The sequence below is a fragment of the Rhizobium etli CFN 42 genome (assembly GCF_000092045.1).
Lineage (GTDB): Bacteria > Pseudomonadota > Alphaproteobacteria > Rhizobiales > Rhizobiaceae > Rhizobium > Rhizobium etli.
Genome location: NC_007761.1, coordinates 2,511,698 through 2,525,538, shown reverse-complemented (window position 1 = coordinate 2,525,538; position 13,841 = coordinate 2,511,698). Strand labels below are relative to the sequence as shown.

The following is a 13,841-nucleotide window of genomic DNA, read 5'->3' as shown; positions in this document are numbered from 1 at the left end:
TCGCGTCTGGCGCTTCGACATCCGTGGACGAGGCGGTGGGCGCGGCCACAAGCGTTGAGGAAAGGCAATTATGGATCATGTCGATCACATCCTGATCGTCGACGACGATCGTGAAATCCGCGAATTGGTCTCGGGCTATCTGCAGAAGAACGGCCTCAGGACGAGCGTTGCAGCCGACGGGCGCCAGATGCGCAGCTTTCTGGAAGCCAATGCCGTCGACCTCATCGTGCTCGATATCATGATGCCTGGCGACGATGGGCTGGTGCTATGCCGGGAATTGCGCGCCGGCCGGCACAAGGCAATCCCGATCCTGATGCTGACGGCCCGCACCGACGAGATGGACCGGATTCTCGGTTTGGAGATGGGCGCCGACGACTATCTTGCCAAGCCCTTTGCCGTGCGCGAGCTTCTTGCCCGCATCAAGGCGGTGCTGCGGCGCGCGCGCATGCTGCCGCCCAACCTGCAGATCAGCGAGGCGGGACAATTGTTGACCTTCGGCGACTGGCGGCTCGATACCGTCGCCCGTCACCTTCTCGACAAGGACGGAACCGCGATTGCACTGAGCGGCGCCGAATACCGCCTGCTCCGCGTCTTCATCGACCATCCGCAGCGCGTGCTCAACCGCGACCAGCTTCTGAGCCTGACGCAGGGCCGCGACGCCGAACTTTTCGATCGCTCGATCGATCTTCTTGTCAGCCGCCTGCGGCAGCGTCTGGGGGACGATGCGCGCGAGGCGACCTATATCAAGACGGTGCGCAGCGAAGGTTATGTCTTTTCGGTTCCGGTCGAAATTTCGGAGCCGCGCCGATGAGCGCGAGCATGTCTATCCTGCCGGGCCTGATGTGGCCGAGAACGCTGCGATCGCAGATCTTTCTCATCCTGCTGATCGGCCTGGCTTTCGCCTATGGGCTTTCCTTCAGCGTTCTCTACATGGAGCGCTACATGTCGGCCAAGGCGGTGATGCTCGGCACGCTGGAGAATGACGTCGCAACATCGATTGCGGTCCTCGACCGCCTTCCGGCAAGCGAGCGCGGCGACCTCCTGGACTGGCTGAGCCGCGGCAACTACCGTTTCGAACTTGGCCCTGGCCTGCTCGGTGTACCCGACAGCTCCAGCAAGGCGAGGGAGATCGCAGGAAAGATAGAGGCGGCCGCCGGGCATCGCTTTCCGATCCGCGTCGAACGAATTCCGGGTGAGGTGAGCCGGCTGCAGGCGCATCTGACGTTGAGTGACGGCACTCCTCTGACGATCGATGTCACGCCGAGAGGGGTCATGCCGATCGCCGCATGGCTGCCCTATGTCTTCGCGATCCAGATGGCGCTGCTCGTTCTCTGCACCTGGTTTGCGGTCCGCCAGGCGATCCGGCCGCTCGGCGAACTTGCCGCTGCCGCCGATGCGCTCGACCCGGATAAGGACGGTCAGGCTTTGAGCGAGGTCGGGCCGAGTGAGGTGGCGCATGCGGCGAGAGCATTCAATGCGATGCGGGAGAGGATCGCCCACTATCTCGAGGAACGGGTGCAGATACTGGCGGCGATCTCGCACGATCTTCAGACGCCGATCACCCGCATGCGGCTGCGCGCCGACATGGCGGAGGATTCACCCGAGAGGGACAAGCTGGTGCACGATCTCGCCGAGATCCAGCGCCTCGTCCAGGACGGCATAGCCTATGCGCGCAGCGCCCACGGCAGCGGGGAAAAGAACGCTCGCATCGACCTCGCATCGTTCATCGACAGCATAGCCTACGATTATCAGGACACTGGAAAGGCCGTGACGGTCGTCGGGCTGGTTGAAGGCGCCGCCTTCACCAGGCCGCACGCCCTTCGCCGCATCCTGTCGAATTTCATCGACAACGCATTGAAGTTTGCCGGCGCCGCCGAGATCAGCGTCGAGCGCGGCGCTGACAATTCCGTCGTCATGAGCGTCATGGATCGCGGACCCGGCATTCCGGATGATATGCTCGAAGCCGCAATGCAGCCCTTCTTCCGGCTCGAGCAATCCCGTAACCGTGAGACGGGGGGCACAGGTCTCGGGCTGGCAATCGCTCAGCAGCTGACGGCGAAGATCGGCGGATCTCTGAGGCTCTACAATCGCTCGGGTGGCGGACTGGTGGCTGAAGTCACCATTCGGTGACGTCAAAATGTCGGAATGTTTTGTACGCGAAAATGTCATGGACACCGGATGCTACCTTTTGTGACATTTCGGCGGTTTCCGGAAACATGCCGGATATATCGATCCGTCAAACCACACTCCGTCAATCCGGTCGCGTCAGCGGCCAGTCGCATGAAGCGACGCAACAAGGAGTGTTTCCATGATCAAGATCGACAAGGTTCTTTATACTGGCAGGACCCGCACCACCGGCGGGCGCGACGGTGCCTCGCAGAGCGATGACGGAGAACTGGACATCAGGCTCTCGCCTCCCGGCAGCGCCCGGCCCGGCACCAATCCCGAACAGCTCTTCGCCGCCGGCTGGTCGGCCTGTTTCATCGGCGCGATCGGCATTGCCGCCGGCAAGCTGAAGGTGAGGCTTCCCACGGAGACCGCGGTGAACGCCGAGGTCGATCTCGGAACGACCGAGGGCGACTATTTCCTACAGGTCCGCCTCCAGGTCAGCCTGCCCGGCATCGAAGCAGATGTCGCAAAGGCGCTTGTCGACGAGGCGCACCGAACCTGCCCCTATTCGAAGGCGACGCGCGGCAACATCCATGTGGAGCTGAGCATTGCCTGACCGGCAGGCGCCGAGGGCGAGGTCTGTCGGGCCTCGCCGATGGAGGATTTCATGAGATTGATGATCATCTGGGTCCTGGGAGCGGCGGTATTTGCCGCACCTTGCATCTACGACATAAGCTCGCAGGAGCCTTCGCCGCTCGCCGGCCTTGTGACGGCGGCATTGGCAGCGTCTTCTGCGGATGGGTTGCCGCTCCTGCGCGACGATAAGGGAGAAAGATAATGAAGCTCTACCAGAACGAAATTTCCTCGGCGACATCGAGGGTGCGGATTGCACTGACGTTGAAGGGGCTGACGGCGGAGGCGCTGCCGGTCACCATTCTCGGCGAGGAGGCAGAGAGCCGACAGGCCGGATACCGCAGTGTCAATCCGCAGGGGCTTGTACCGGCCCTGCTCACCGACAGCGGCGTCCTCGTCACCCAGTCGCTGGCGATCGTCGAATATCTCGATGAGATCCGGCCTGAACCGCCGCTGCTGCCTGACACGGCCGAAGACAGGGCGCGGGCGCGGTCCATCGCGCTTGCGATCGCGGCCGAGATCCATGCGCTGCTGCCGCCGCGGATCGGCCTGCATCTCAAAACCGCCTTCAAAGCCGATGCCGATGCCGTTGCTGCCTGGAGCCGTCACTGGGTCGGCGAGGGAATGGCCGCTGTGGAGACGATGATTGCCGGCCGGAGGCGTGGGGCGTTCGCGGTCTCCGATCAGCCTGGCATTGCCGACATATTCCTCTTCCCGCAGGCGATCAGCGCCAGGCGCATGGGCTTCGATCTCGCGCGGTGGCCGAATATCGCGGAGATTGTCGGCAGGCTCGAAGCGATACCGGCTTTTCAGGAGAATGCGCCGGCGCCGAGGAAATGACGTTATCGGTGAGGGCGCGGCCGCAGCGGATTGCGACCATTTGCGTCTCAGCGGTTGACCCTAGCCTGCACCAGCCGCCGGCATGCTTCGGCGGCCTTTGCGGTCGTCGTCGATACGCTTCGGTACGAGGATAGAGACTTATATTGAGCCTATGGGCGGCGCGTTGAGGCGGTGCCAAGTCATACCGCGCCTGTCGTTTGACATTCCCTCCTTCGCCACTAATTCAAAGTGAAAATGAAGGAAACAATGAATGAATACTGCTATTCCTGCCGCGAAAGCTCGGACCGGAGTGTCCGGTTTGGACACAATTCTGGCAGGGGGGCTTTCCGCCGGCCACGTGTTTCTACTCGAGGGAAATCCAGGGGCAGGAAAGACCACGATTGCACTGCAGTTTCTGATTAAGGCGCGCGACTTGGTGAGCGCGGGCTCTACATCACGCTCTCGGAAACCGAAAGCGAACTGCGGGCCGGAGCCGCGTCGCACGGCATGATCATCAATGGGCAACATCGAGGTCTTTGAGGTCGTGCCCCCGGAAAGCCTGCTGGATTCCGATCAGCAGCAGAGCTTGCTTTATTCGTCAGACCTTGAGCTCGGTGAGACGACCAAGGAAATTTTCGCCGCGTTCGAGAGGGTACGGCCAAGCCGTGTCGTTCTTGACAGCCTGTCGGAGATCAGGTTGTTGGCGCAAAGCTCGCTGCGCTACCGTCGGCAGATCCTTGCGATCAAACATTACTTCGCCCGGCAGGGGGCAACGGTGCTCCTGCTCGATGATCTGACGTCCGACGTCCTCGACAAGACGGTGCACAGCGTCGTGCACGGAGTGATCCATCTCGATGAACTGGCGCCCGGCTACGGTTCCGAACGGCGACGTTTGAGAGTCATGAAATATCGTGGGCAAGCCTTTCGTGGTGGTTACCACGATTTCACTATTCAGACGGGCGGGGTCGTCGTGTTCCCGCGCCTCGTCGCGTCAGAGCACAGGACGAGTTACGCCCGTGACGATGTTTCCAGCGATATTGCGGAACTGGACCTTCTCTTAGGCGGCGGACTTGAGAGGGGCTCCAGTACGCTCATTCTCGGGCCTGCCGGCACCGGTAAAAGCACTTTTTCGTTTCAATTCATGGCCGCAGCGATCGCGCGGGGAGAGAAAGCTGCGGCCTTCATTTTCGATGAAGAGCTTGGCTTGCTTTTAGGGCGGCTCAAGGCGCTTGGAATCGATCTGGAGGCGATGAGGGACGCTGGCCTTGTTCACATCGAGCAGCTGGACGCCGCCGACTGTCGCCCGGCGAATTCGCCTACCGTGTGCGGGACTGCGTCGACAAGTCCGGGGCCAAAACTGTCATTATCGACAGCATCAACGGATATCAGGCTTCGATGCCGGATGAGAATTCGTTGATCCTCCACATGCATGAATTGCTGCAATATCTGAACAGGCAAGGTGCAAACACCTTCTTGACCGTTGCCCAACACGGACTGGTCGGTGACATGAAGGCGCCGGTCGACGTCACCTATCTGGCCGATACTGTCATCCTACTGCGCTATTTCGAGGCGGCTGGAAGGGTGCGGCGCGCAGTATCGGTGATCAAGAAGAGGACCGGATTCCACGAGGATACAATCAGGGAATATCGCATCGACGCGGCAGGCTTGACATTCGGAGGGCCGCTTGTGGGATTCCAGGGAGTGCTGCGCGGCGTTCCGGAATTCGTTTCAGACACGACGTCCCTCATGTCGCGCAATGGCGGGGATGGCGGCAATTCCTAATACCGGCAAACCAAAGGCGCTGATCTATACACCGACGGGTCGCGATGCTCTGGTTGCTGTATCCCTCGTGAACGAAGCGGACGTAACAGCGGTTACTGCTCAGGACCTCCCGATGTTCGCGACATTGCTTGATGACGATGTCGCGTTCGGCGTCCTGACAGAGGAGGCCGTTCGCTCAAGTGATCTGAAGCCGGTCGCGGCCTGGATTTCGGCACAGCCGAGCTGGTCTGATCTGCCTTTTATCGTGCTCACCACGCGGGGCGGCGGGCCGGAGCGGAATCCGGCCGCAGCCAGGCTTTCCGAGGTTCTCGCCAATGTCACCTTCCTGGAAAGACCTTTTCACGCCACTTCGTTCATCAGTATCGCCAAGACCGCGTTGAGAGGCCGGCTACGACAGTACCAGGCGCGCGCCCATCTTGAGGCGCTCAGCGAAGGAGAACGGCGGTTGCAGACCGCGCTTGCTGCCGGACGGCTCGGTGCATGGGAGCTCGAGCTGTCCTCAATGAGATTATCGGCGTCCGACACCTGCAAGGCGATTTTCGGCCGAGGCCCGGACGAGGAATTCACCTATGACAACCTGGTAAAGTGCATCTATCCCGATGACCGACACCTCGTGCAGGCAAGCCTCGACCGGACGATTGAAACCGGACGCGACTATTCGGTCGAGCACAGGACCATCTGGCCGGACGGGTCGGTTCACTGGGCGGAAGTGCACGCGCAGCTCTATACCGACCGATATGGTTCGGCGAAAAAGCTCGTCGGCGTTTCCTTCGATGCCACGGCGCGCAAGACAAGCGAGGAAAACCTCAGGCGGCTCAATGAGAGCCTTGAGGAGCGGGTGAAGGAAAGGACCGGCGAGGTGCATGCTGCCCATCGGAGCTTGGTCGAAGAGGTGGCTCAAAGAGAAAAGGCTGAGGAGCAGCTTCGCCATTCACAGAAAATGGAAGCGATCGAACCAAGTCGAACTGGCGCTGCTCAACCTTGCCGTCAACGCGCGCGATGCGATGCCGGATGGGGGAGCTCTGTCGATTTCGCTGCGCGAAGAACAGGTAGCCGGTGACGGCGGCGATTTCGACGAGGGGACCTATCTCGTCCTTAGTGTGACAGACAACGGCAGCGGGATGGACGCAGAGACGCTGAAGAAGGCCGTCGACCCCTTCTTCTCCACCAAGGAGCTCGGAAAGGGCACCGGTCTTGGGTTGTCGATGATCCATGGCCTTGCCGTCCAGCTTAATGGCGCGCTGCGCCTGACAAGCAAGCTCGGCGTGGGAACGACTGCCGAATTATGGCTTCCCGCGACCGAACGGCGCCCTGAGCAGCCGGCTGAAACCGATTTGCCTCTTGCGCACGCCGCATCCAAGCTAAAAATCCTTCTGGTCGATGACGATACCTTGATCGCCATGAGTTCGGTCGAGATGCTTGAAGATCTCGGCCATGATGTCGTCGAAGCAAATTCCGGCTCGCAGGCGCTGGATCTGATCAGAAGCGGCGGGCATTTCGACGTGATGATTACCGACTATTCGATGCCCGGCATGACCGGCGCCCAGCTTGGCCAGGCGGTACGGACCGTTCGACCGGCGCTGCCGATCGTGCTGGCAACGGGTTACGCCGATCTTCCTGCCGGCGTCGAGGTCGATCTTCCAAGATTGGCAAAGCCTTACAACCAGGCCCAGCTTGCAAAGGAAATCCACAAGGCGTTGGCAAGCGAGACGGACATGCCTCTCAAATCGGCGAGCTAGGATCGAGCCTCAAGACCGACAATCGCGGCGATGAAATCGGCGATGGCGGCGGTGTCGTCGAGATTGAAGACGGGCAGGGTGGTGTCCGTGACGGGATGATCGGCGGCGATGGCTGCGATGTGGGGATCATCGGGCGCGAGCGGCGTGCGGTTTGCGGCCTCGACGCGGCGAGCCTCGATCTTCGGGATAGGCTCGCGCTTGTAGCCCTCGATCAAAACGAGATCGCAAGGTGCAAGCCGGTCGAGGATCTCCTCGAACGCGGGTTCGGGGGCGCCGCGGAGCTCATGCATGATGGCGTAACGCGTGCCGGAGACGATGGTGACCTCGTGGGCGCCGGCCTGGCGGTGGCGATAGCTATCGGCCCCGACCTTGTCGATATCGAAATCATGATGCGCGTGCTTGATCGTCGAGATCCGGTAGCCGCGGCGAGTGAACTCCGTCACCAGCCGGACGGCAAGCCCTGTTTTGCCCGAGTTCTTCCAGCCGGCAATGCCGAAGATTTTCGCTGCGGTCATGTGCGCAGGGCCTCCAGCCAGCGTTGCGCCTCGATGAGATCGTCCGGCGTGTTGATGTTGAAGAAAGGGTCGAGCAGGCTGGCGCGGGTCGGATGCAGCGGAAAGTCCACTTCCGTAACGTCATGCCGCAACAGGAAGTCACGCACGCGGCGCTTTTCGTCGGTAGCGATCCAGACTTCCAGATCGGCGGCCAGAGTCACCGGCCAGAGACCGAAGACGGGATGACTGCGGCCCTCGGAGGCGGCAATGGCGATCTGCGACGGGCGCTCCAGGGCTGCGGCCAGCCGGGCGACGAGATCGGTCGGAAAGAACGGACAATCCACCGAGACGGTGACGACATGGGTAATCGCGGGAAGGCCGGCGCCGTGGACCATGGCCGCGTGGATGCCGGCCATCGGCCCGGCCTTGCCAGGAACGCGGTCGGGAACCACGGGCACGTCCTCGGCGACCGCGTCGGCGTTAACGGCAACTGAGATGACCTGCTGCGAGAGACGGAGCAGTACATGGCGGAGCAGGCTGTCGGTTCCGAGCATCACCACCGCCTTGTCGCGACCCATGCGTTGCGAGCGGCCGCCGGCCAGCACGACGCCTGCAATATCGGATCTGTCGAGCGAGAACTCCGTCATCATCCTGCCTCAAACCGGTGAGCGCGGCGCAGACTCCTGCGCGATCGGCGGCACGCGGCGCTTGGCTTCACGATAGAACGTATAGAGGCCGGAAGCGATGACGATTGCGGCGCCGAGGAGCGTCCAGCTGTCGGGCACTTCGGCGAAGAAGAAAAAGCCGAGCAGCGAGGAAAAGATCAGGCTGGTATAGCGGAATGGAGCGACGAAGGAAATTTCTCCAGTGCGCATGGCGAGGATGACCGACTGGTAGCCGACGAGCACCAGCACCGAGGCGAGCAGGAGATGCCCGAGCGAAGTCGCGCTGACCGGCTGCCAACCGCCGAGCACCGGGATGAGCAAAGCGCCGAAGAAGGAGGCGGAGATGGCGGTGATGACGGTGATCATCAGCGAGGGAATCTCCGGATCGATCGAGCGGGTGGCGAGATCGCGGCCGGCCGTCGTCAGCACCGCGGCGACGCAGAGGAGGGCGGCGGGGGTGAAGCCTTCGGGGCCGGGGCGGATGATGATCATCACCCCGACGAGGCCGACGAGGATCGCCGACCAGCGCCGCCAGCCGACCGGCTCGTTGAAGAACAGCGCGGCGCCAAAGGTGACAACCAGCGGCAGCGACTGCAGGATCGCCGAGGCATTGGCGATCGGCATCATGCCGAGTGCGGTGATATAGGTGACGGCGGAGAACATCTCGCAGACGATGCGGAGGATGATGATCGGCTGCCGCACGACGCGCCAGGAGCGCAGAGCGCCCATTCTCCTGGCTATGAGATAGACGAGCAGGCTGGTGAAGAGGCCGCGCAGAAACATGATCTCGCCGGCGTTCATAGAGGCGATCACCGATTTGGAGAGAGCATCGCTCGCGGAAAATCCGGCCATCGCCATGCTCATATAGATGGCGCCCTCAGTATTGCGTGACCGCGGCATGAAGAGATTCCCGTTACCTGTGCGCCCTTCTTAGTCGGGAAGATGCGTGAAGGGAATCGAATGAATGTCACACCCTGCATAAATCGATGATGCGGCGCACGATGGTGCTGACGTCACGGCAGGCGCCTCTGCGGAAACCGCAGCAACTTACCGTTTTATCTGACGAATCCGGTATTTCGGATATGCCATACCGAGGGCACTGATCCGGCCAAGACCAACTTTCATCGGCGGATTTTGTTTTTGCGCGCGGGAAACGGGTGGCTGCACCGTCAGATGTTTGAGATCTGGGATGCCTCAACAACTGAGGAGAAACGGATATGACACTTCTGAAGGACAGAACCGCAATCGTCACCGGTGCCAGCTCGGGCATCGGCCGCGCGGCGGCGAAGGTCTTTGCTCGGGAAGGCGCGAAGCTGGTGATCAACGGACGGCGGCAGGATGCACTCGATGCCGTCGTCGCCGAAATCGAAGCGGAGGGCGGAGAGGCTGTCGCCGTTGCCGGCGATGTCAGGGACGAGGCGCTGCAGGCAAGGCTGGTCGAAACGGCGGTCTCCCGTTTCGGCAGGCTCGACATTGCCTTCAACAATGCCGGCGGCCTCGGCGAGATGGGGCCGGTTGGCGGATTGTCGCTGGAGGGCTGGCGCGAAACGATCGAGACCAATCTGACCGCCGCCTTTCTTGGCGCCAAACACCAGTCGGCGGCGATGGGAGAGGGCGGCGGTTCGCTGATCTTCACCTCCACCTTCGTCGGCTACACCGCCGGCATGCCCGGCATGGGCGCCTATGCCGCCAGCAAGGCCGGCTTGATCGGTCTCGTGCAGGTCCTCGCCGCCGAACTCGCCTCGCGCAACATCCGCGTTAATGCCCTTCTGCCCGGCGGCACCGATACGCCGGCCAGCATTACCAACGCGCCCGACGCGACGGCGGAAGTGCTTGCCTTCGTCAACGGGCTGCATGCTCTGAAACGCATGGCGCAGCCGGAAGAGATCGCCAACGTCGCGCTTTTCCTGGCGTCCGACCTGTCGAGCTTCGTGACGGGGACGGCGATGCTGGCGGATGGTGGGGTTTCGATCAGCCGGACGTAGGGTTGATGATGGGGGCGTTCATTTTGCTTTCGCTTGCGCTCACCGAAGCCAGGCAATGAAGGCGTGCCGTGCTGCCCCCTCATCTGCCTGCCGGCATCTTCTCCCCGCTGGGGAGACTCGCGGTAGTGCCTCGCTCCATTTGAGACGTTTGCGGTGGATATGGCCATCGTGGAGCTGATGCCCGCAGGGCAGATGAGGCAGGTCAGGAGCGTCAGCGACAAACGCCTTGAGCGGCAAGCGAAAGGCATTTGGCTGCTCCAGGTCAGATCTTCCATTCAGCTTCAACGCCTTCGAAGTCCCTGCCTATGACATAATCAATCCGCCATCGACATTGATCGTCTGGCCGGTGATGTAGGCGGCGTCGTCGCTGGCGAGGAAAGTGACCAGGCCGGCCACATCTTCGCCGGTGCCGGCGCGTTTCATCGGAATGCCCTCGACCCATTCTTTCATCAGTTCGCCAGGACCGTAATTGCCGAGGAGCTTGCCCCAGGCCTGGTCGTTATAGGCCCACATGTCGGTTTCGATGATGCCGGGGCAGAAGGCGTTGACGGTGATGTTTTCGATCGCGATTTCCTTGGCGAGGCTCTGGGTGATGCCGACGACGCCCATTTTCGAGGCGGCGTAGTGCGGGGTGTAGATGAAGCCGTCGCGGGCCTGGCCGGAGGCGGTGTTGATGATGCGGCCGCCGCGCTTGTGCTTGCGCATTCTGGCAATGGCCTCCTGGGCGCAGAGGAAGACGCCCTTGGTGTTGACGGCCATGACCTTGTCCCATTCGTTTTCGGTCATATCTTCGATGCGGGCGATGGTGATGACGCCGGCATTCTGGATCGAGACATCGACCGCGCCGAATTCCTTTTCGGCGGCATCGTAGAGCGCCTTGACGCTCGCCTTGTCGGTGACATCGCCGATGAACGAGATGGCCCTGCCGCCTTTGGCCCGGATCGCTTCCGCGACGCCGTGGACCAGATCCTCGTTGGCCGAGACGACGAGATTGGCGCCTTCGCGCGCAAAGCGCTTGGCGATGGCCGCGCCGATGCCGCGGCTGGCGCCGGTGATGACGACCGTTTTATTTTCGAAGCGTTTCATGCTGTTTCCTTTCAGGTATCCCTCGAGAGGCGGCAAATCCGCTCGGTGAATTCGCGCCGTCTCGAGCGCCAGTGACGGCGCCCGTGCCTCAGCTCATTCGATCAGCGCGAAGGGCGGGCGGCGGCGATGTCACGCGCCGTCTTGCCCGTTGGTCCCTTCAGCGCCTCGGTCTCAGCCAGGGAGGAAGCGAGACCGGTTCATGTTCCAGTTGCGGATGCGCTTCGTCGCATCACCAGCAGCAGAAACCGCCGTCTACCAGAAGATCGACACCGGTCACGAAACTTGCTGCGTTCGACAGCAGGAACACGGCCGGACCGACCATCTCGTCGACATCAGCCATGCGCTGCATCGGTGTCTGCTCTTCGAAAAGCTTGGTTTGATGAACCATCTCCGGACGGGTATTCATCGGCGTCGCCGTATAGCCGGGGGAAATGGTGTTGACGCGAATGCCGCGGCCGACCCATTCCATCGCCATGGACTTCGACATATGGATGACGCCCGCCTTGGAGGCGTTGTAATGCGCTTGGCTGAGGCCCCGGTTGACGATGACCCCCGACATGGAGGCGATGTTGACGATGGCGCCGCGTCCATTCTTCAGCATGGCGCGGGCCTCAGCCTGGCAGGAAAGAAAGATGCCTTTCAGGTTGATATCCATCAACGTCTGGTATTGATCCTCTTCCATATCTTCTGCTGGGTTGGCGTTGGCGATGCCTGCAGCGTTGACGGCCAGCGTCAGGGCGCCGAGATCCGCTTCGGTTCGTGCGACGGCATCGGCAAGCGAGGATTTGCTCGTCACATCGGCCGCGATCTCGATCGAGCGACGGCCGGCGGCGCGAATATGTTTGGCCGTCTTGGCCAGCCCGTCGTCAGTCCGGCGGTCGAGCAGCGCCACATCAGCGCCGCATTGCGCAAGGCCGATAGCAATGCGCTGCCCGATGCCGCTGCCGGCACCGGTGACGATGGCAACCTGGCCGCTGAGGTCGAAAAGCTTCGGGGCGTTCAGAGTGATGTCAGACACCGCTCTTCCTTTCTCTGTCTGTTTAGATGGTCGCTAACTCCATGACCGAGACGTCATTTGCCTGGTCACGATCGAGGATGCCTGCCTGCTTGCCCTGGGCAAGCACGAGAATGCGATTGGAAATGCCGAGAACCTCCTCGAGGTCGGAGCTTACGACAATGAGCGCCACACCCTGTTTGGCAAGGTCGACGATGATGTCGTAGATGCCCGCGCGGGCGCCGACGTCGATGCCTCTTGTCGGTTCGTCGAGCACGACGACCTTGGGCTCGCGCAAGAGCCACTTGGCGATCACGACCTTCTGCTGATTGCCGCCAGAAAGATCGGAGGCATATTGCTCGGCGCGGCCCTTGACGCCGAACTTGGCAACCGCCTTTTCCGCGAAGGAGCGCTTGAGGCGCGGGGTAATCCAGCCGCCGCCGAGTTTATCCAGGTTGGCATAGATAATGTTCTCGCTGATCCGGTGCCCGACGATCAGGCCCTGCTCCTTGCGGTCTTCCGGAACCATCACGATGCCCTTGGCGATAGCGTCGGCTGGGTCCCGCAGCCTGAGTTCCTCGCCTTCGAGCGTGATCGAGCCCGCACTGATTGGGTCTGCTCCGGAAATCGCCCGCACCAGTTCGGTGCGGCCGGCGCCGACCAGTCCGGCGATGCCGAGAATTTCTCCGGCCCGCACCTCGAAGGTAACGTCCCGGAACGAGTTCTCAGGTGAGCTCAGCCCGGACACCTCAAGCACCGGGCGGCCGGTTGGTAGCGGCAGGGCAGGGAACAGGCGATCAAGCGGGCGTCCGACCATGCTCTCGACAATCGTTCGCACCGGCGTGGCGCTGTCTGAGAATTCCTGCACCCGCTCGCCGTCGCGAAGGACGACGATCCGGTCGGTTATCTGCTTGATTTCTTCCATGCGGTGGGAAATGTAGACGATGCCCACACCCTCCGAACGAAGCTTGCGAACTTGTTTGAACAGAGCTTCCGTCTCAGCACTGCCAAGGGCCGCTGTCGGTTCATCGAGGATCAGGAGCTTGGCGTTGAGAGCCAGCGCCTTGGCGATTTCGATGAGCTGTTGATTTGCGGTGGAAAGGCCGGCGACCATCCGTGTTGCCGGTATATGAAGGTTCAGGCGCGCGAGCTGGTCCTGGGCGCGGCGAACCATCTGAGCCCGGTCGACGACGCCGTTCTTCATCGGCCAGCGACCAATGAAGACGTTTTCCGCGATCGACAATTGCGGCAGAAGCTGCAGTTCCTGATGGATCAGGACGACGCCGTTGTCGATGGCTTCGCGCGGAGTGGCCGGGGCATAGGGCTGCCCCAACCATGTCATCGATCCCTCGGAAGGTGTGCGTGAGCCGGCAATGATGCCCGACAGCGTCGACTTGCCCGCTCCGTTTTCACCGAGAAGTGCCACCACTTCACCGGGATAGACGTCCAGGCTGACATTCTTCAGAACCTGGAGCGGCCCATACCACTTGGATATGCCCCTCAGGGAAAGAACTGGATCAGTCACAGCACACCTC

General features: G+C 61.7%; 14 protein-coding genes and 1 pseudogene. 9 read left to right on the top strand and 6 right to left on the bottom strand.

Annotation, left to right across the window (positions count from 1 at the left end; all coding sequences use genetic code 11):
- The first annotated feature begins 70 nt into the window (after nucleotides 1-70).
- The 8 genes and pseudogenes from RHE_RS12325 to RHE_RS35090 all read left to right on the top strand — a co-directional run bounded on the left by RHE_RS12325 (nucleotide 71) and on the right by RHE_RS35090 (nucleotide 7,082).
- A complete protein-coding gene (locus RHE_RS12325; RefSeq protein ID WP_011425670.1) occupies nucleotides 71-811 on the top strand; it encodes a response regulator in 741 nt (246 codons plus the stop codon).
- Nucleotides 808-2,130, top strand: a complete 1,323-nt coding sequence (locus RHE_RS12320) for an ATP-binding protein (protein ID WP_011425669.1) — start codon at nucleotides 808-810, stop codon at nucleotides 2,128-2,130. The genes RHE_RS12325 and RHE_RS12320 overlap by 4 nt, the downstream gene beginning before the upstream one ends.
- A 178-nt stretch (nucleotides 2,131-2,308) precedes the next feature.
- Nucleotides 2,309-2,725 (top strand): organic hydroperoxide resistance protein, encoded by a 417-nt coding sequence (locus RHE_RS12315; RefSeq protein ID WP_011425668.1) that lies wholly within the window; start codon nucleotides 2,309-2,311, stop codon nucleotides 2,723-2,725.
- Nucleotides 2,726-2,776: 51 nt separating this feature from the next.
- Nucleotides 2,777-2,947, top strand: coding sequence for a hypothetical protein (locus tag RHE_RS33600; protein ID WP_166486909.1), 171 nt, complete (start codon nucleotides 2,777-2,779; stop codon nucleotides 2,945-2,947).
- Nucleotides 2,947-3,582 carry a maleylacetoacetate isomerase gene (maiA, locus tag RHE_RS12310; RefSeq protein WP_011425667.1) on the top strand — a complete coding sequence of 212 codons (636 nt, stop codon included), beginning with the start codon at nucleotides 2,947-2,949 and terminating at the stop codon, nucleotides 3,580-3,582. The genes RHE_RS33600 and maiA overlap by 1 nt, the downstream gene beginning before the upstream one ends.
- A 250-nt stretch (nucleotides 3,583-3,832) precedes the next feature.
- Nucleotides 3,833-5,343, top strand: a pseudogene (locus RHE_RS12305) (ATPase domain-containing protein).
- Between the two features lie 112 nt (nucleotides 5,344-5,455).
- Nucleotides 5,456-6,403 carry a PAS domain-containing protein gene (locus RHE_RS35095; RefSeq protein WP_406867020.1) on the top strand — a complete coding sequence of 316 codons (948 nt, stop codon included), beginning with the start codon at nucleotides 5,456-5,458 and terminating at the stop codon, nucleotides 6,401-6,403.
- Complete coding sequence (locus tag RHE_RS35090; RefSeq protein ID WP_406867019.1) at nucleotides 6,348-7,082, top strand: response regulator; 735 nt, start codon at nucleotides 6,348-6,350, stop codon at nucleotides 7,080-7,082. The genes RHE_RS35095 and RHE_RS35090 overlap by 56 nt, the downstream gene beginning before the upstream one ends.
- Here the strand turns inward: RHE_RS35090 and mobB are convergent.
- From mobB to RHE_RS12285, 3 genes are read right to left on the bottom strand one after another with little or no spacing between them, the layout of a single operon-like run.
- Nucleotides 7,079-7,597 (bottom strand): molybdopterin-guanine dinucleotide biosynthesis protein B, encoded by a 519-nt coding sequence (mobB, locus tag RHE_RS12295; RefSeq protein ID WP_011425666.1) that lies wholly within the window; start codon nucleotides 7,595-7,597, stop codon nucleotides 7,079-7,081. The two genes, RHE_RS35090 and mobB, sit on opposite strands and share 4 nt — an antisense overlap.
- A complete protein-coding gene (gene mobA, locus RHE_RS12290; protein ID WP_020921474.1) occupies nucleotides 7,594-8,223 on the bottom strand; it encodes a molybdenum cofactor guanylyltransferase MobA in 630 nt (209 codons plus the stop codon). The genes mobB and mobA overlap by 4 nt, the downstream gene beginning before the upstream one ends.
- A 9-nt stretch (nucleotides 8,224-8,232) precedes the next feature.
- Nucleotides 8,233-9,141, bottom strand: coding sequence for a DMT family transporter (locus RHE_RS12285; protein WP_042118578.1), 909 nt, complete (start codon nucleotides 9,139-9,141; stop codon nucleotides 8,233-8,235).
- Between the two features lie 317 nt (nucleotides 9,142-9,458).
- Between RHE_RS12285 and RHE_RS12280 the strand changes: the two genes are divergently transcribed.
- Nucleotides 9,459-10,226 carry an SDR family oxidoreductase gene (locus tag RHE_RS12280; RefSeq protein WP_011425663.1) on the top strand — a complete coding sequence of 256 codons (768 nt, stop codon included), beginning with the start codon at nucleotides 9,459-9,461 and terminating at the stop codon, nucleotides 10,224-10,226.
- 303 nt (nucleotides 10,227-10,529) lie between these two features.
- Here RHE_RS12280 and RHE_RS12275 read toward each other — a convergent pair whose 3' ends face one another.
- The 3 genes from RHE_RS12275 to RHE_RS12265 all read right to left on the bottom strand — a co-directional run bounded on the left by RHE_RS12275 (nucleotide 10,530) and on the right by RHE_RS12265 (nucleotide 13,831).
- The gene (locus RHE_RS12275) at nucleotides 10,530-11,312 is read right to left on the bottom strand and encodes a glucose 1-dehydrogenase (RefSeq protein WP_011425662.1); all 783 of its coding nucleotides are present in this window, start codon (nucleotides 11,310-11,312) and stop codon (nucleotides 10,530-10,532) included.
- Between the two features lie 229 nt (nucleotides 11,313-11,541).
- Nucleotides 11,542-12,330: an SDR family oxidoreductase gene (locus RHE_RS12270; RefSeq protein ID WP_011425661.1), complete on the bottom strand. Its 789-nt coding sequence runs from the start codon at nucleotides 12,328-12,330 to the stop codon at nucleotides 11,542-11,544.
- A 22-nt stretch (nucleotides 12,331-12,352) separates the two neighbouring features.
- Nucleotides 12,353-13,831 carry a sugar ABC transporter ATP-binding protein gene (locus RHE_RS12265; RefSeq protein ID WP_011425660.1) on the bottom strand — a complete coding sequence of 493 codons (1,479 nt, stop codon included), beginning with the start codon at nucleotides 13,829-13,831 and terminating at the stop codon, nucleotides 12,353-12,355.
- Between the last annotated feature and the right edge of the window lie 10 nt (nucleotides 13,832-13,841).